Here is a 17,126-nt window from a genome sequence, read left to right as displayed (position 1 = left end):
AGCAGGGGCTAGTTCGCCTCAGCATGCGCGGCATGGCTGAAGGCGCGTCCGTGAAAACACTCCGTCAGATATTCTCCGGAGACGAGATCATCCAGCTTCTGATCCGACTCGGATTGCTGGGGCTGCTGCTCGTCTGGGCGCTCCTCCTGGTCCGTCCATTCATCCCCATTTTGGCCTGGAGTGTCGTGCTTGCTGCTGCGCTGAACCCGGCGTTTCGGCGCCTCAGCGACATTCTCGGCGGACGGCCGAAGCTTGCGGCGACGATCCTCACGCTCGTGAACCTGGCTGTGGTGATCGGACCGGCGACCTGGCTGGGCATGGGCGCGGTCGACGGGATCACCGATCTTGCCGCCCAGGTGACGGCCGGTGAATTGCATGTGCCTTCGCCGCCGCAGTCGCTCAAAGAGTGGCCAGTCATCGGGCCTCAGCTCTTCGATCTCTGGGATCAGGCGACGACCAACCTCCGGTCGCTCTTGCGCGCGGTCGTGCCCTATTTGAAGCCATTCGCGTCCACCTTGCTTGGGTTTGCCGGCAATGCTGGTGTGGGAACGGTCAAGTTTCTGCTGTCGGTGGCGGTGGCCGGCGTGCTGTTTCCGTATGGACCTCAGCTCGTGGCCGCAGGGCGCAGCTTTCTGTCCCGCATCGTGCCGGACCAAAGCGAGCATTTTCTGGACCTGGCAGGAGCCACGATCCGTGCGGTGGCTCAAGGCGTGATCGGCGTTGCCATCATCCAAGCCTTGCTGGCGGGAATAGGTTTCAAGCTCGCCGGCATCGCCAGCGCGGGCCTTCTTGCTTTCGTGGTGCTGTTGCTGTCGATCGTGCAGATCGGCGGGACCATCGTCATCCTGCCGGTCATCATCTGGATATGGACCGACAAGGAATTCCCGATCGCGCTCCTACTGACGGTGTTTCTCGTGATCGTGTCGGTGCTCGACAATATCCTGAAGCCGCTCGTCATGGGGCGCGGCCTGACCACGCCAGCGCTGGTCATCCTGATCGGGGTGATCGGCGGAACTCTCTTCCACGGAATCATCGGCCTCTTCATCGGACCGATCATTCTGTCTGTCGTCTGGGAGTTGACAGTCGCCTGGATCCGCGCTGAACGGGCTGCGCCCGCACAGCTGGCAATCGAGCGTTGACCTCGATGAGCTCGATGGAAGCTCTCGGGTGAAGATACGACGACCGGTCGGAGATGGTGGTGGATATGCCTGGCTCGCCCGCTGACGTTGCTCGGACCATCAGAGTCGATGCGGGGCGTCGGCATGCTGCAAAATTTGCGGTGTGAGTGCCATGGACACCATCCTTGTCATCAATGCCGGCTCCTCTGATCTCCGATTCCAGATCTACTCTGTCGAAGGAGAAGGCAGGCTACGGCAACGGCTCAAGGGGCAGATGGACGGCATCGGGCGCTGTCCGCGCTTGCGGGCGAGCAAGGCTGGCGGTGGTCCGCTCGCCAATCGCGCTTATCCAGTCGAAACAGTGCCGGATGTTGCGGCTGCGATGGACATCACCAGCACCTGGTTGCGGGACGAGCTTCATATAAATCCGATTGCAGTCGGGCACCGCGTCCTTCACGGCGGTCCAGAGCATGACCGCCCCGTCTTAATCGATCATGAAGTCATGGCCCGCCTGGAGCGGTTGACCAGGTCCGCACTTTTTGATCTGCCGCACAACTTGGCGCCAATCCGTTCCATTCTGGCGAATTTCCCGGCAATCCCGCAGGTCGCCTGCTTTGATGCCGCATTTCCCCGAACGCATGCCGCAGTCGCCGACCATTCTGCGGTTTCTCCGGCGAGCCGCATTCCGGTCCATGTCATCCCCTCCGACGAGGATCTTATGATCGCCAGGCACACGCTGGCACTGCTGATGAAGGGTAGCCCGAGAGCGCCAAGCTGAGCGTCATGACCGGGCTCCTTGGTGGCCGGGGTGCGGGCAATGAGCGTACACGCCCGCGCCACGTTGATCTGCATCAAACGCCCGCATCATACCGCGGGCCGGATGGCAGCGCTGACCAACCAAACCCCGGCAGCGTCGGAGGGAGCTCGCGATGGCTGTCCAATTTCTGCTCGGCACTTTCATTAGCGTGATCAACATCATGATTCACGCGCTGGTGACCGTTGCAGCGATCGACATCGCCCGCAGCGCGGGATTGAAGCATACAATGCGGCCCCGATCTCACATGATGGCGGTGATGGTCACGATAGCTGTCATTTTGATGGTTGCACACACGGTCGAGGTTCTTGTCTGGGCGCTGGCTTACGCTCTGGTTGGTGCCGCGCCCGAGGGGAGCGAGTTGCTGTATTTCACCTTCGTGAACTACACCACGCTGGGCTACGGCGATGTCACGCCAGTGCAGGGATGGCGGCTGACGGGGCCGATGACTGCCATGAACGGCATTCTGATGTTCGGCTGGTCGACCGCAGTCCTGTTCGAGGTGTTACGCAAGACCCTTGAACATCTCTCGGCAATCGCGGCGCCCGGCTTCAATTCTGGAGATCATCAAGAGCTGCGAGCTGATGCCGGTCCAGGAGCATGATCTGCCGCTGGGTGTTGCCGATGAAGCCGAGGATGCCGAGGTCGTGAAGGCGGGACAGGGCGCGGGACACGGTCTCCAGGGTCAATCCGAGGTAGTCCGCGATGTCGCGCCGGGACATTGGCAGGGCCAGAATTCCTGCGGCCGTTAGCCGCGTATCCATCTCGAGCAGGAAGGCCGCCACCCGCTCCAGCGAGGTCTTGCGGCCGAGCAGCAGCATGTGATCTTCCGCATGCTGAAGGTTGTTGGTGGTCATGCTGAGCAGGTTTCGGGCAACCATGGCATCGCCTTCTGCGACGAGTTCGAGGCTCTGCCGTTTAACCAGGCGTACGGTCGTGTCGACGATCGCTTCCGTTGTGAATCTATGCTCGCTGCCGTTTTCGAGCCCGAAGATGTCGCCAACCAGGTGGAAGGCGCCGATCTGGCGACGCCCGTCTGACAGGAGCTTGTAGCTTCGCACGGCGCCTGATTTGACCTGATAGACGTATTCGGCCGGCTCTTTCTCGCCGTAGATTTCGGTGCCCTTTTTATAGGTAAATTCGTTTAAACTGATGATCGGATTTGAACTGGTATTCAGGCCAAGCTCGCGGAGTGAATGATGCCGCGAGGAAGCGTCGGCAGCGTTGCGAACCAGCATGGTCAACTCCCGAACTGGTGCTGACGCGATAATCGCGAGCAGCTTATTTCCGTCACCGGGAATACGGAGCCGCCGATAAATCACCCTTCCCGCAAAGGTTGTTTAAGCCAAAAGCAGGCTTTGCAGCCATTGTCTGTAGGTGCATTGTACCAAAGTACAGGGACGGCGATGGTGCGCTGGATGAGAAACCTGTCAGAACATCTGTCGGATTGCGCGGCGTAGGCTTACGTCGCGCATTCCGCCCGAAGTCGTGCCACTGCGGGCGGGCTGCTTTCATTGATGTTGACCGCGGGCTGCGAGGCGTCTTGAATTGCTTCTAAGGCTTGCGCGAGCGGTGGTGTTCTGCTTGCAAGAACAGGTCGGGAGGAAAACATTGCCTGGCTTCGTCTATGTGGTCGACGACGACCCATCGTTTCGCACCGCCATCCAGCGTCGGCTCAAGCTTGCCGGCTATGAGGTTGTGACCTACGCGTCGGCGCAACAATTGCTCGAGGATCCCCCGGGCTCCGAACATCCGGGCTGCATCCTGCTCGACGTGCAGATTCCGGGCCTGAGCGGCCCTGAGTTGCAAGCGTGCCTCGCCCAACGACCTTCGCCGTTGCCGATCGTGTTCCTGACAGGGCATGCTGATACCGCAACGACTGTTCGCGCGATCAAGGCCGGCGCGGAAGACTTTCTGACCAAACCAGTATCTTCGGAACAGTTGATCGACGCGATCGAGCGCGCACTGGTTCGACAAGAGGTGGTGCGCGGCCAACAGGGCAAGCTGGATTCGTTTCGTGCTCGTTTGACGTCTCTGACGCGACGCGAGCGACAGGTCTTCGACCTCATCGTGCGCGGGAAGATCAATAAGCAAATCGCTTACGAGCTTGGAACCACCGAGCGCACCGTAAAGGCGCATCGGCACCAGGTGATGACAAAGATGCAGGTGCCGTCCTTGGCCGAGCTGGTCTCCGTCGCCGAGCGGCTCGGACTTCTGAGCTCGCAGCCGAACCGTCGGACTGTTTGCGGTAGGTGACGTCAATCTCGCGATCAGACCTGTACGATAGGACAATACGAAATATTGTTGACAGATTCTGGCAACGACTGCCTAGTTGGCCGTTGGATTTGCGCAGGAACATTTGCGGCGCCTCGTCGTTGTGAGGCGGGTGCAGAGTGTTCGATGAGAAAGCTCACCCATTGTTTGCACGCAGGTCAATATACGTTGTGGATGACGATTCATCGATGCGGCGAAGCATGGAGCGGTTGCTGCGGAACCACGGCTTTACCGCGGTTGTTTTCGAGTCCGCCGGTGCATTGCTTAGTCATGGCCACCTCGAAGACGCGTGCTGCCTCGTGCTGGACGTCAATCTGAACGGCGAGTCGGGTATCGCCCTGCGGCGCAAGCTGGCAAGTGACGGCGCTAAGGTGCCTGTCGTCTACATCACGGGCAACGACAGCCAGGCAAATCAGGCGGCCGCGATCGATTCCGGCTGTGCGGCCTATTTGAGCAAGCCCTTCGCGGCCAGCGAGCTGATCGCAACGGTTGAACGCGCCTGCGCCAAGAGCGCTTGAGTTGTTCTCACCTGCTCACTCCTCGATGTCCTGCTCCAGGATCTGTGCAGGCGCGCCTTTGTGAGCCGGGCCGAACTGTGCCAGCGGCAATGACGTCGTCAGAGACAGAAGGTTGGAGTCGGTGACCTCAAGGACGAGAGCCGTGCCGGCATCCATGTCGTTGATGAACTTGGGATCGGCTGCGTCGGCGGCAATGCAGGTATTGCTCAGGCACCAGGTGTAAGGCAATGACTGGACGTTGGCCCCGTCGATCGTCAGCTTGACCGGCTTCTGCAGATACATGCCGACGGGAACAAACACTTGTAGGCGCGCAATGGGGTCGCCGTCACGCTCGATGAGGTCCACGCGGATTGCCATCTGACCCGTAGCAAACCGCCCCGTGATCGAGGTTCGGCACAGCATCGGCGTTCCTGCAGGCCGTACGCAAAGCTTTGTCCAGCCGCCATAGGTGATGTCCTTGGCTTCGCGCTGCCCGCGAGGTGCGATTTCGGCGGACTTTACCTCTGGGGTCGGCTTTGGCGCGGCTATATTCTGCGCTGAAGCTGGTCGGGCAACAGCCGCCGCGAACAATATCGACACGCAGACGAGCGCACGCCCGGACAAAAGCACTGAAGTTGCGTCGATCATGTTCTGCCTCCAGGCGCCAGCTCTGCGGCTATTTCTGCGCGTCAAGGAATCGTTCGACGAGCGGTGCCCACATCGGAATCGTGTAGGGCAAGCCGATGAGGAAATGTCCGTCGCTGACGGGCCGAACCACATAGGCGAACATAGGTAGCGGCAGTGGCAAGGCCCAGACCTCTTCCTGGATACGAACATTGTGGTCGGCGCCTCCCGGGGCTAGAAAGCAGGCCAGGATGCTCAATGCCGCGGCGAAGTAGGTCACTGTCGAAGCATGCCGCAGGTTCACGCGCGCCTCCTTCAGCCGGCGAAAGTGCTGGCCACGATGATCGGTCCAAGCACGGTGAGCACAACGTTGCCGACAGCGTAAGGCACGGCGACTCCGAGGACGGGGGTTTGGCTTTCTGCAACTTCGCAGGCGCCGGTCACGGCGGCGTCGACCGTCATGGCGCCGGCCAGCGCTCCGCAAATGATGACCGGGTTCATGCGGAGCACGCGATGGGCAAACAGGGTGGTCACGATCAGCGGCACCAGCGTGACGACCAGGCCCATGCCGACCAGTAACAAGCCGTGCGACTGGATCGCGACCCAGGCCGCGTGGCCGTTGCCGAGCCCGATCGCGGCGATGAAGCCGCCGAGCCCGAGGTCGCTCAGCGTCTGCTGCGCTGCGGGAGGCATTGCACCCATCGTCGGCCGCCGAGAGCGCAGCCAGCCGCAGAAAAGCCCTGCAATCAGGGCGCCGCCGCCACCTCCCAACGTCAGGGGCACAGACCCGATCTTGACGCTCACGAGACCGGCAAGCAGACCTATGGCAATGCCTGCGGCAAGGAATGCGATGTCGGTACGGTCTTCGGAGCTCAGGATCTGTCCAACCTGCGAGGCGGCGCGCTCGATGTTGCGGGTGCTGCCGACCAGCGTCATGACATCACCGACATAGACGCGGGTCTCCGCGCTCAAGGGGACCTCGCGTCCCATCCGCGTCAAGGTGCGCAGGAACACGCCGCGCGCGGCGTCGCCGACGCGGTCGGCCACGTCCTTGACGGAGCGGCCGTGGAGCTTGCGATTGTCGACGAGGACGTCGACCACATTGCCTGGAAGAGCCTTCAGGATCTCGTCGGCGTCGATTTCGGTGCCAACAATCGGCTTTGCGGCGACAATGGCCGCCGTGCGACCCGCGATGACGATGTCGTCGGCCGCTTCAAGAACCGTGTCACGATGCGGCTCGACGTCAGCTCCCCCGCGCACGATCCGCTCGATTACACTGCGGCTGCCGATCTCGTCTTCGACGGCGCCGACCGTGCGTCCCGCCGCTGCCGACACCCGGTACGCGCGCGCCTGGAACTTTCGATAATGCAGATTTTCGGTCTGCGGCGGGTTTCCTCCTGACAGCTCCGCTTCCAGCTTCGCAGCCTCCGCCTTCAAATCGATCCGCATCAATTTCGGCGCGACAAAGGGTACGAACAGAAGCGTGAGGATGTAACCAAGGACGTACGTCACCGCGTATCCGGCGGCGATATTCGCCTCCTGCTGCTCCAGCACGTCCTTGGCGAGCCCGAGTTGGGCCAGCGCGCCGGACGCGGTGCCGATCACCGAAGATTGCGTCAGGGCTCCCGCAGCGAGCCCCGAAGCGGTGCCGGGACCGAGTGCGAATGCCTTGGCAAATATGAGAACGATGACAAGCCCGGTGCCGCCAAGCACGAGCGCGAGGGCGACCTGCGCCAAGGTCCGGATGCTCAGAGAAGCAAAGAACTCTGGCCCCGACCGGTACCCGATCGTGAATACGAACAGGCTGAAGAGGATGACTCTCAGTAGCGCTGGAAATGTGAAGGTGCCGAGCTGCCCGATCAGGACCGCCACGATGAGCGTGCATGCGGTGGTGCCGATCGAAAATCCAAAAATACGGACGCGGCCAAGGATGGTGCCGAGCGCGACCGACAGCAGCAGGAAGATTTCCGGCGCGGCAGAGATGATCCACCTGACGGTAATCATGGCGCATTGCCTCCAGTAGTTAGGGGCCAATCTCGTTGCCGAAAGCTGGCGACAGTTGATCCAGATCAATCCTGGTCGGCGGCAAGCTCGCTTCTTGTGGAGCCTCAAGAGTCAAAGCCGACCTTCGGACATGAGCACGATGGATACTGCCGCTGCTTCGTCGATACGCCGCGACGAAACGGTGCCGATTGCGCTGCTGCTTGCCTTCGCCGGGGGCTATATCGACGCCTTTACGTGGATCATCCACGGCGTGATGGCCAATGCCCAGACCGCAAACCTTGTGCTGTTGTGGGTTTATGGCTCGATCGGAAATTGGACGAAGGCGCTGCACTTCGTTCCGCCGATCCTTGCATTCGCCGCCGGTATCCTGGTCGCTGCATGGCTGCGACGGGCAACCGGAGCGCGCGCCAGCGCGATCGGTACGCTGATCGAAATCCTGCTGCTGGTTACTATCGCCATCCTGCACAATCGCCTGCCGGATCTTGCGGGAACGCTTGGCATTTCCTTCGTCGCCGCCGTACAGAGCGCCGTCTTCACGAGGGTCGAAGGCGTGCTCTACAGCTCCGTCATGATCACGGGCAACATGCGGCAGGCGATTGAAGGTGTGTTTGCTGTAGCGTCTGGCGAGGGGGCGCTACGGCTCCCCGGCATTTTCGTTGTCTTGTGTATCACGTTCGGCCTCGGCGCGGCTCTTGGCGCCTTCGCGACCAAGCAGATCCCGAATTTGGCGCTCGGTGTCCCCGTGATCGCGCTGCTGGTTGTGCTGTTGCGTTGCGAAAGTCCAGGCGAGGAGGCCAGCTCATGACCTCATCCAACCGCAGATCGCGCTGGACTTTCCTGTTTCCGCCGGCGACATGGTTGGCGCAGTACCGTAGCGCTTGGCTGCGTTCGGACGCCATCGCCGGCATTACGCTTGCGGCGTACGCCCTCCCTGTGTCACTTGCCTATGCGACGCTGGCGGGCCTGCCGCCTCAGATCGGCATCTACGGCTACATGCTCGGCGGCATCGGCTATGCGCTGCTGGGGTCGTCGCGCCAGCTTGCAATAGGTCCAACCTCGGCGATCTCGCTGATGATTGCGGCGACCGTCGGGACGCTGGCCGGCGGAGACGCGGCGAAATATGCCGAGATCGCGAGCCTGGCCGCCTGCGCGGTGGCGCTGCTGTGCCTGATCGCCTGGTTGTTCAAGCTCAGCGTTCTCGTCCGCTTGGTGAGCGACAGTATCCTGGTCGGTTTCAAGGCCGGCGCGGGACTTACCATCATGATGAGCCAGTTGCCGAGCCTGTTCGGCGTTGCCGGAGGCGGTCACAATTTTTTCGATCGCGCCATCAAGCTCGCGGGTCAGCTCGGCGGCATCAATTGGCTGGTTCTGGCGATCGGAGCCCTCGCTCTCTTGTCCCTGCTTGTGGGAGAGCGGTGGCTGCGGGGAAAGCCGGTCGGGCTCACGATCATGGCGCTATCGATCATGCTGGCGACACTGCTTGGCCTTCCATCGCTTGGCGTGCCGGTGACCGGCAAAATTCCGGAGGGATTGCCGGCGTTTGGACTACCCAGCTTTGGTCTGTTGGAGCCGGACGAACTGTTCCCGCTGGCTGCGGGATGCGTGCTGCTGGCCTATATCGAAGGTGTCTCCGCCGCGCGCAGCTTTGCTGCCAAGCATGGCTATGCCCTTGATGTCCGTCAGGAGTTTTTGGGGCTTGGCGCGGCCAACCTCGTCGCCGCATTCGGCCACGGCTACCCCGTGGCGGGCGGATTGTCGCAATCTGCCGTCAATGACAATGCGGGCGCGCGCACGCCCCTGGCTCTGGTGATCTGTTCGACGACGCTGGCACTGTGCCTGCTGTTCTTCACGGGAGCCCTGACGAATCTGCCCAAGGCGGTGCTGGCGGCGATCGTCTTTGCTGCCGTTTACAGGCTGGTGGACATCCGCGCGCTGTTGCGGATGTGGCAGGTCAGCCGCATCGACTTTAACGCTGCGGCAATTGCGCTGGTATCCGTGCTGCTCCTGGGGATATTGCAAGGCGTTCTGCTGGCGGCGATTGCCTCGATTGTCCTGCTCCTGGCGCGAGCCTCACGTCCGAATGTCGCCTTCCTCGGCCGGCTCCCGGGCACCGGCCGCTACTCCGATGATGCGAGGCACGAAGGCGTCGAGCCATTGGTCGGTATCATCGCCTTTCGACCGGAAGCCTCGCTGCTTTACATCAATGCCGAAACAATCCTGGAAACAGTGTCGGATGCCTTGCTGAAGTCGTCCGATATCAGGCTGGTTGTCTGCGATCTCTCCGCTTCGCCCTACATTGATTTGGCTGGGGCGCGCATGTTGCACGACCTTCACGACAAGCTCGCCTCGGTCCATATCGCCTTCTGCATCGTCGGTGCACATGCACAATTGCGCGATCTGCTGCGGGCCGAGGGATTGGCGGAAAAGACCGACAGTGCGATTTGGCTTCGCTCGGTCGACAGCGTGCTCGGTGAAAGCAAGCAATCGTCTGATCCCATATCGGAGGATCCGGCCGGCGTGTTGGCCACCCGGCTCTGATCCGATCTCTCTCGCCTGCAATCGGAATCGGGCAACCACCTCGGACGATATTGCATCGCGAGGTGCTTCGGGTCTCTTCAAGATGCGCGTCCGTTGACTTGGATCAATAAACCGAGGTGAGCGGGCATCACGATCCGGCTGCGACCTCGCAAAGATCCGGAGAGAGACATGTCCAAGGACGCCAAGCCTGCAGAGAAGCGCATCGATCAGTTCATTTCCGGGCCCGGCGGACGGGCAGACAACTGGCGCGATCTGGTCGAAGCAGCCAAAGCATGGGCGCGCGGCGGCGACCGTGCGATGTTTGACGCGGCCCTGGCCGATCTCTCCGTGATAGAGGAGTTTCACGGCTATCCGGGGCTGCAGTTGATGGCGGCTTTGCGGGAAGCCGCCTCGGCCGGGGATGCGGCGGGTTCACTTGCTCTCGCGACGCGCATTACGCAGGCGTTGATGACGAGATCCTTCCGCCAGCTTGCCGGCGACTGGGATGCCAAGGACGACGGCGACGGTGATGCGCCCGAGCTTGTGCCGTCAACTTTCGGATCGCATGCAGCTCGGCGACCCTATTTCGAAACGCTGGTCGTCACCGGCGTCTCCTCCGAGAAGTGGCCAGCTCTCGCTGCCGAATGGCGCAAGTTGCGGCGTCCGGTCGATTCGTTCGTCTATGAGCCGGTGATCGTCGGAAGTCTGGAAGACGCCTTCTGCGCGACGATGCTCAACCCCAATATCGCCGCCGTCGTCATCAACGAGGGGTTCGCTCTGCGCTCGCGTCACGACGCGCCGGTATTGCGCACCATGACCGCCGCCGCGGGGATCAATGACGAGTCGGACGCGTCCGCGCTCCGGCTAGCCCACGTCATCAAGCGGGTACGTCCCGAGCTCGACATCTATCTGATGTCGAATCGCGACGTCGAGGAAATGGCGGGGAACCCCGAGGCCAATGTGGCTCGGCGGATATTCTACTCCATCGAGGAGCTCCTCGAGCTCCATCTCTCCATCCTCGAAGGGATCCAGGATCGATTCGATACGCCATTCTTCGACAACCTGAAGAAATACGCGCAACGCCCGATCGGCACGTTCCATGCGCTGCCGATCGCTCGCGGCAAATCTGTCTTCAGGTCGGACTGGATCCGCGACATGGGCGAGTTCTATGGCTTGAATCTGTTCCTGGCCGAAAGCAGCGCCACCACCGGCGGCCTCGACAGCCTGCTGGAGCCGACCGGCACCATCAAGAAAGCGCAGGACAAGGCGGCACGCGCGCTCGGCGCGGATCGCGTGTTCTTCGTGACCAACGGCACCTCGACCTCCAACAAGATGGCGGTGCAGGCGCTGCTCGGGCCAGGCGATATCGCGATCGTGGATCGCAACTGCCACAAGTCGCACCACTACGGCATGGTTCTGGCCGGCGCCCAGCCGATCTATGTCGAAGCGTTCCCGATGACCGAGTATTCGATGTACGGCGCGGTGCCGCTGCAGACCATCAAGCAGGCGCTGCTGAATGCGCGGGCAGATGGCCGGCTGGACCGCGTCAAGATGCTCGACCTGACCAACTGCACCTTCGACGGCCACATCTATAACACCCGCCGGGTGATGGAGGAATGCCTCGCGATCAAGCCCGATCTGATCTTCCTGTGGGATGAAGCCTGGTTCGGCTTTGCACGCTTCTCGCCGTTCCTGCGGCGGCGGACCGCGATGGGCGCCGCGAACGAGATCGAGGCCTGGATGCACGACCCGAAATCGGTTGCGGCTTACGAGAAGCAGCAGGCCGAGCTCGACAAGAATCCATCGGACGAGGTGCTGCTCAAGACCCGACTGATTCCCGATCCGCGTCAGATCCGCTTGCGCGTCTACCAGACCAACTCGACCCACAAGTCGATGTCGGCAATCCGGCAGGGCTCGATGCTGTCGGTCAAGGACGTCGAATTCCATACCGTCGAGCAACAGTTCAAGGAGGCGGTGTTCACGCACGCGTCGACCAGCCCGAACCAGCAGCTCATCGCGAGCCTCGACGTCTCGCGGCGTCAGATGGAGCTCGAGGGCTATGGTCTGGTAGCGAACGCGATCGAAATCGCGTTCGCGATCCGCAAAGCGGTCAACAACAATCCACTGATCTCGAAATACTTCCGGATTCTCGGTGCGGACGCGATGGTGCCGGCGCAATACCGCCAGAGCGGCTTCACCGACTATCTGGCCACCGGCACAAACTGGGCGAGTGTCCTGAAGAGCCTTGACGACGACGAGTTCTGCCTCGATCCGACCCGCATGACGTTGGTGTGCGGCACCGCCGGATACGACGGTACGCAGTTCAAGGGAATCCTGGCAAACGAGTACAACATCCAGATCAACAAGACCTCGCGCAATTCGGTGCTGTTCCAGTCCAACATCAACAATACCCGCAGCGATGTTGCGCATCTGGTGAGGGTGCTGGCCGAGATTGCGGGCGAGGTCGATCGTGGACTGGTTCAGGGTGGCGCCAATGCGAAGAAGACCTTCGAGGCGCGGGTCAAGAGCCTGATGACCGATGTGCCCGACCTGCCGAACTTCTCGCAGTTCCACGACAGTTTCCGTGGCGATGCCGGCACCAGGACCAATGAGGGCGATATCCGCAGCGGCTTCTACTCGGCCTACGACGCGGCGGGATGCGAATATATCCGGCTCGGCGATCCCGAGATCGACCGTCGCCTCAAGGCCGGTCCCGACCTCGTCTCTGCCAGTTTCGTGATCCCGTATCCGCCGGGCTTCCCGATCATGGTGCCGGGGCAGGTCATCACCCAGGAAACCATCGACTTCATGCGCAAGCTCGATGTGAAGGAAATCCACGGCTACGACGCCAAGGAGGGGCTGAAGCTCGTACGTGCCGAAGCCCTGGCGAAGATTGGCCGGCCCAAGCCCGGCGCCGCGCCGAAGCTGAAGGCGGCATCGTAATAAAGGGGACGGACATGCAGAGCTTTTTCACGTTCTTGCAGCAGAACCCGTTTCTGTTGCTGTTCTTCGTCGTTGGCCTCGCCGTCTGGATCGGCCGTGCCAGCATCAAGGGTTACGGCCTCGGCATGGTCGCCGGCGCCATCGTGGTGGGCGCAGCCCTTTCGGTTTGGGCGTCGGTCTACGGCGTGAAGCTTGAGCTGAACACGTTCGCCAAGAGTCTGTTCTACTATTTGTTCATGTATGGCGTCGGCTTACGTGTGGGACCGTCCTTCATCAACAGCCTGAAGGGCGACGGTCTCAAGTTCTGCATCCTGGCGCTGGTGTCGAGCGTTCTCGGTCTGGCGCTTGTCGTTATGCTTTCAAAGCTCTTTGCGCTGCCGATCGGCGCTGCCGGCGGCATGCTGGCGGGGTCGCAGACGATGTCCGCCGCGATCGGCTCAGCCGAGCAGGCCATCACCTCAGGTGTCGTCAAGCTTCCTGACGGCATGAAGCCCGAGGACGCGTCGGGCATGATCGCGCTGTCCTACGGCATTACCTATATCTGGGGCACAGTCGGCATCATCTTGATCTGCAAATACCTGCCGCGCTGGTGGGGCGTCGATGCCAAGGCGGCTGCCAGGCAATACGAGAAGGAATTTGGCGTCAAGGATCTCGAGGGTGGCGGCCTGACCGGCTATCGGCAGTTCGGCCTGCGCGCCTACCGGCTCGAAAATCCGGCCCAGGTCGGCATGAGCATCGCCAAATTCCGCACGATCAACCCGGAATACCGCATCGTCAACGTGGTGCGAGGCGGTCAGCCGTTGGGAGCCGATCCCGACGTCGTGCTGCAAAAGGGAGACCTCGTCGCGCTCGGTGGCGCGACCGAGCATCTGACCGACAAGATGGGACTGATTGGCCCTGAGGTTGCCGACGCCAAGGCGCTCGGCATTCCCATGGATCAGGCGGACATCCTGGTCACCAACAAGGAGATGGTCGGACGCACCTTCGAGTCCTTCCGTGAGACCGCGATTGCCGGCCAGCTGCAGGTCACCAAGGTCGAACGTGGCGGCGTGCAGATTCCGGCCGGTCTCAAGACGGAGTTGCAGCGGATGGACATCGTCTCGGTGGTCGGTATCAAGTCGGCCGTCAACGAGCTCGGCGAGATGTGGGGACGCATTGCGCGGACCAACACTTCGACCGATCTGCTGACGCTCGCCGCCGGCATGATCATCGGCTTCCTGATCGGGATGATCGAATTTCCAGCCTTCGGCGCCAAGATCGGCCTCGGCAATGCCGGCGGACTGCTGCTGTCCGGCGTGATCGTCTCGTCGCTGGTCTCCCGACTGCGCTTCTTCGGCAACACACCGAACGCGGCGCGCAATGTGCTGGAGGATCTCGGCCTCGTGGTCTTCGTCGCCATCGTCGGCATCAATGCCGGCGCCGGGTTGTTGGCGCAGCTCACGGGTGCGGTCGCGTTGAAGATCTTCGTCGCTGGCTTCATCGCCTGCACGATCCCGCCGTTCGTCGTCTGGGCGATCGGCTTCCACGTCTTCAAGATCAATCCGGCCGTGCTGATGGGCGGCGTTGCCGGTGCGCGGTCGCACTCCGGTCCGTGCCGCGAAGCCGCGGTGGAAATCCAGAGCTCCGTGCCCTGGATCGGGTTCCCAGTCGGCTACGCCGTATCGGGCATTCTGCTCACCGTGTTTGGCTACTTCGCGATGATACTGGCTCAATAGATCGGCATAACAACCAGAGGAAACGAATCTCATGAGAAAAGTCGCCATCCGTGTCGCCTTGACTGCTCTGCTGATAAGTGCCGGCTTCAGCACGCCGTCGCAGGCAGAGACCGGCCAGGTCGCCGTGGTCTTCACCAAAGGCGGATTCATCGTCGGCGTCGGTGGCGGCGAGGGCGTTCTGCTGCTGCGGGGCCACAAATATCCCTTCACCGTCTCGGGCATGAGCGTCGGCTTCACAATCGGCGCCTCGACCACCAAGCTGGTCGGCCGCGCTCTTAACCTGAGGGGGCCGGAGTCGATCGAAGGCTCTTATGCTGTGGGCGGTGCGGGCGGTGCCGTCGCCGCCGGCGCAGGTGCCGTTCAGCTGCAAAACGGCAACGGCGTGATTCTGCAGCTTAGCGGGCCGAAGGTCGGTGCGGAGCTGTCAGCCGCTGTGGGGGGCGTGACGATAGCTTTGAAGCGGTAGAGCGGCAGTCGCGCCGCTTCGGCGGTCGCGGCGCTCTAGCTTGAATGGCGGCTGCTTCTCTCATGCACATAGGTCAGGGAAGCGGCCGCAACTCAGTGCCACGTTCGGGTGCCAACCGCGTTCCGCGAGGCATCGTCGAAAGCGGATCACGGCACCCATATCGAGGGAGGACATGCCATGCTTCGTTATCTTCTGGCTCTTGTTGCGGCCGTCGTTCTTCTCACGGCCACGCTCATTCCCGATGATGCCTATGCCCGCCGCGGAGGTGGCGGTGGTGGCTATCGTGGAGGTGGAGGGGGCATGCGCGCCGGAGGTTTTCATGGCGGCGCCGTTCACGCCGGACGGATCCATGGCGGAGGCGGGCGCCACTATGCAGGAGGTCCGCGGCCAAGCCATCCGATCGCCGGTCGTCCTGGCCGTCCAGGTTACCCCGTTGCGGGCCGTCCCGGTCGTCCGGTCGCCGGTTATCCCGGAGGCTATCCGCGATATGGCTATCGAGGCGCGGCTTACGGTGCCGCCGCCGTCGGTGCGGCCGCCGCGGGCGCCTACGGATACTACAACAACAACTACAATAACGGTTGTTATCAGGACACGTACGGCAATTGGGTCTGCCCCAACCAGTATCCGTATTGAAAGAATGCGCTGCTGACGGACCCAGCGAAGTCCGTCGGCAGCATCGATCTGACCGTCAACGATCGGACCGCGCCCGCCGTGCGGCCCGCGATCACTTCGTCAATATCGTTCCGCGACGAAGTTCATCCCGCGCAAGGGGGCCTGGTCATTGTAACGTCCCTTGTCGGAGCGCTTCGGCAGCTTCACCTTGTCCTTCTTGATCCGCTTGTGCGGGATAGCCTCCAGGATGTGCGCGATACAGTTCAGCCGCGCCCGCCGCTTGTCGTCGGACCGAATGATGTACCAAGGCGCGTCCTTCGTGCTCGTCTTCTTGAGCATCAGGTCGCGCGCGCGCGAATAATCATACCAGCGCTTGAAGGATTCGATGTCCATTGGGCTGAGCTTCCATTGCCGCACCGGATCGTCGATGCGGGCGTTGAAGCGGCGCTCCTGCTCGTCCAACCCGACCTCGAGCCAGATCTTGATCAGGATGATGCCGCCGTCGATGGCGTACTTTTCCATTTGCGGGCAGAGCGCGAGGAAACGATCGTGCTCGGCGGGCGAGCAGAATCCCATGACATACTCGACGCCGGCCCGATTGTACCAGCTCCGGTCGAAGATCACGATCTCGCCCCCGGCCGGAAACTGCTTCATGTAGCGCTGGAAGAAAAGCTGCGTCTTTTCGCGATCCGATGGCGCCGGCAGTGCCACCACCCGGAACACGCGCGGGCTGACCTTTTCCGTGATCGCCTTGATCGTGCCGCCCTTGCCGGCCGCGTCGCGGCCTTCGAACAGGACGATGACCCGAAGTCTATTTTCCTTCACATAATCCTGAAGATGGCAAAGCTCGATCTGGAGCTTTTCGAGCTCCTTCTCGTAGTCCTTGCGCTTCATCCGCTCTGTGGCTCGATCCTTCGCCATGCTGCTCCGCCTTCCGTCAATCCGGCCGAAACGTGATCAGTCGCCCCACGAAATGATGACGCCGATATCCCCGGGCACGCCGCCAGGAAAGTCGATGACCTGATAGCCGATCCGGTAGCCGCGCGGCTTGAGGTATTCGGTCCAGAGCTCGAATATCTCTTTTGGAATTCCCGTCAGCGTTTTCTCCCATCCTCCCTCCATCTGGTTGATGGCGCGGCCCTTGTCGGTGCACAGGGTGTTCGGGAAGCGGTAGACCTGCACCTCGGTCAGACCGTTGCGAACCGCGCGCTGGATGATGGTCGAGGCGAGCTTGATCTTCTCCTCCTCGGTCTTGCCGGACGGCTTGCTCAGCCGCTCGATCAGGGCGCGCTTCTCGGCTTCGGCGGCGGCGGCGAGGCGCACATATTCTTCGGCCTTTTTAGTGTCTTCGAGCGCCGCTTCCTTGCGGATTTGCGCGGCGTGGGGGATGAGATCATCGATGCCGGGCATGACTGACGAGCTCCTGGCTTGCTGTGGGGTAGAGTCAGGGCTAGGCTAGGTTCCGCGCCGTTCGGACCTTTGATTCATATCAATCAATTTCTCGCCTGCGTTGCCACGGTCGTTGTCTAGAGCGCGTACTGC

Annotated in this window: 16 protein-coding genes and 1 pseudogene; 11 read left to right on the top strand and 6 right to left on the bottom strand. The window is 61.8% G+C overall.

Features of this window, described 5'->3' with window-relative positions:
* The first annotated feature begins 23 nt into the window (after positions 1-23).
* The 3 genes and pseudogenes from IVB19_RS22675 to IVB19_RS22665 all read left to right on the top strand — a co-directional run bounded on the left by IVB19_RS22675 (position 24) and on the right by IVB19_RS22665 (position 2,536).
* A complete protein-coding gene (locus tag IVB19_RS22675) occupies positions 24-1,139 on the top strand; it encodes an AI-2E family transporter (RefSeq protein ID WP_247362260.1) in 1,116 nt (371 codons plus the stop codon).
* Positions 1,140-1,290: 151 nt separating this feature from the next.
* Positions 1,291-1,785, top strand: a pseudogene (locus IVB19_RS22670) (acetate kinase); the annotation flags it as partial.
* A gap of 262 nt (positions 1,786-2,047) precedes the next feature.
* Positions 2,048-2,536: a potassium channel family protein gene (locus IVB19_RS22665; RefSeq protein ID WP_247362262.1), complete on the top strand. Its 489-nt coding sequence runs from the start codon at positions 2,048-2,050 to the stop codon at positions 2,534-2,536.
* Here the strand turns inward: IVB19_RS22665 and IVB19_RS22660 are convergent.
* Positions 2,484-3,170 carry a helix-turn-helix domain-containing protein gene (locus tag IVB19_RS22660; protein ID WP_247362263.1) on the bottom strand — a complete coding sequence of 229 codons (687 nt, stop codon included), beginning with the start codon at positions 3,168-3,170 and terminating at the stop codon, positions 2,484-2,486. The genes IVB19_RS22665 and IVB19_RS22660 overlap by 53 nt on opposite strands.
* 373 nt (positions 3,171-3,543) lie before the next feature.
* Here IVB19_RS22660 and IVB19_RS22655 point away from each other — a divergent pair, with 373 nt between their 5' ends.
* On the top strand, positions 3,544-4,188 hold the full coding sequence (locus IVB19_RS22655; RefSeq protein WP_247821693.1) for a response regulator transcription factor: 645 nt from the start codon (positions 3,544-3,546) through the stop codon (positions 4,186-4,188).
* Between the two features lie 161 nt (positions 4,189-4,349).
* Entirely contained in the window at positions 4,350-4,724 is a 375-nt protein-coding gene (locus tag IVB19_RS22650; RefSeq protein WP_026233508.1) for a response regulator transcription factor, read from the top strand.
* Positions 4,725-4,739: 15 nt separating this feature from the next.
* Here IVB19_RS22650 and IVB19_RS22645 read toward each other — a convergent pair whose 3' ends face one another.
* Genes IVB19_RS22645 through IVB19_RS22635 form a run of 3 tightly spaced genes read right to left on the bottom strand, consistent with a single transcriptional unit; the run spans position 4,740 to position 7,331 of the window.
* The gene (locus tag IVB19_RS22645; protein ID WP_247362265.1) at positions 4,740-5,351 is read right to left on the bottom strand and encodes an invasion associated locus B family protein; all 612 of its coding nucleotides are present in this window, start codon (positions 5,349-5,351) and stop codon (positions 4,740-4,742) included.
* 28 nt (positions 5,352-5,379) lie between these two features.
* Positions 5,380-5,631, bottom strand: coding sequence for a hypothetical protein (locus tag IVB19_RS22640; RefSeq protein WP_247362267.1), 252 nt, complete (start codon positions 5,629-5,631; stop codon positions 5,380-5,382).
* An 11-nt stretch (positions 5,632-5,642) separates the two neighbouring features.
* The gene (locus IVB19_RS22635) at positions 5,643-7,331 is read right to left on the bottom strand and encodes an aspartate-alanine antiporter-like transporter (RefSeq protein WP_247362270.1); all 1,689 of its coding nucleotides are present in this window, start codon (positions 7,329-7,331) and stop codon (positions 5,643-5,645) included.
* Positions 7,332-7,461: 130 nt separating this feature from the next.
* On the opposite strand from IVB19_RS22635, the gene IVB19_RS22630 reads away from it, so the two are divergent.
* The 6 genes from IVB19_RS22630 to IVB19_RS22605 all read left to right on the top strand — a co-directional run bounded on the left by IVB19_RS22630 (position 7,462) and on the right by IVB19_RS22605 (position 15,605).
* Positions 7,462-8,136, top strand: coding sequence for a YoaK family protein (locus IVB19_RS22630; protein ID WP_247364666.1), 675 nt, complete (start codon positions 7,462-7,464; stop codon positions 8,134-8,136).
* Entirely contained in the window at positions 8,133-9,869 is a 1,737-nt protein-coding gene (locus tag IVB19_RS22625; RefSeq protein ID WP_247362271.1) for a SulP family inorganic anion transporter, read from the top strand. Before IVB19_RS22630 ends, IVB19_RS22625 begins: the two co-directional genes overlap by 4 nt.
* Positions 9,870-10,037: 168 nt before the next feature.
* Positions 10,038-12,791, top strand: a complete 2,754-nt coding sequence (locus IVB19_RS22620) for an aminotransferase class I/II-fold pyridoxal phosphate-dependent enzyme (protein WP_247362274.1) — start codon at positions 10,038-10,040, stop codon at positions 12,789-12,791.
* A gap of 14 nt (positions 12,792-12,805) precedes the next feature.
* Positions 12,806-14,506, top strand: coding sequence for an aspartate:alanine exchanger family transporter (locus IVB19_RS22615; RefSeq protein WP_247368047.1), 1,701 nt, complete (start codon positions 12,806-12,808; stop codon positions 14,504-14,506).
* 31 nt (positions 14,507-14,537) lie between these two features.
* Positions 14,538-14,972, top strand: coding sequence for a hypothetical protein (locus IVB19_RS22610; protein WP_247362280.1), 435 nt, complete (start codon positions 14,538-14,540; stop codon positions 14,970-14,972).
* Positions 14,973-15,149: 177 nt separating this feature from the next.
* A complete protein-coding gene (locus IVB19_RS22605; RefSeq protein ID WP_247362282.1) occupies positions 15,150-15,605 on the top strand; it encodes a hypothetical protein in 456 nt (151 codons plus the stop codon).
* Positions 15,606-15,704: 99 nt separating this feature from the next.
* Here the strand turns inward: IVB19_RS22605 and ppk2 are convergent, their stop codons facing one another.
* Positions 15,705-16,505 carry a polyphosphate kinase 2 gene (ppk2, locus tag IVB19_RS22600; protein ID WP_247362285.1) on the bottom strand — a complete coding sequence of 267 codons (801 nt, stop codon included), beginning with the start codon at positions 16,503-16,505 and terminating at the stop codon, positions 15,705-15,707.
* 36 nt (positions 16,506-16,541) lie between these two features.
* Positions 16,542-16,994 carry a hypothetical protein gene (locus tag IVB19_RS22595; RefSeq protein ID WP_247362288.1) on the bottom strand — a complete coding sequence of 151 codons (453 nt, stop codon included), beginning with the start codon at positions 16,992-16,994 and terminating at the stop codon, positions 16,542-16,544.
* Positions 16,995-17,126: the final 132 nt, after the last annotated feature.

Source organism: Bradyrhizobium sp. 187 (assembly GCF_023101005.1).
Taxonomy (GTDB): Bacteria; Pseudomonadota; Alphaproteobacteria; order Rhizobiales; family Xanthobacteraceae; genus Bradyrhizobium; species Bradyrhizobium canariense_D.
This window is presented reverse-complemented; position numbering and strand designations above follow the sequence as displayed.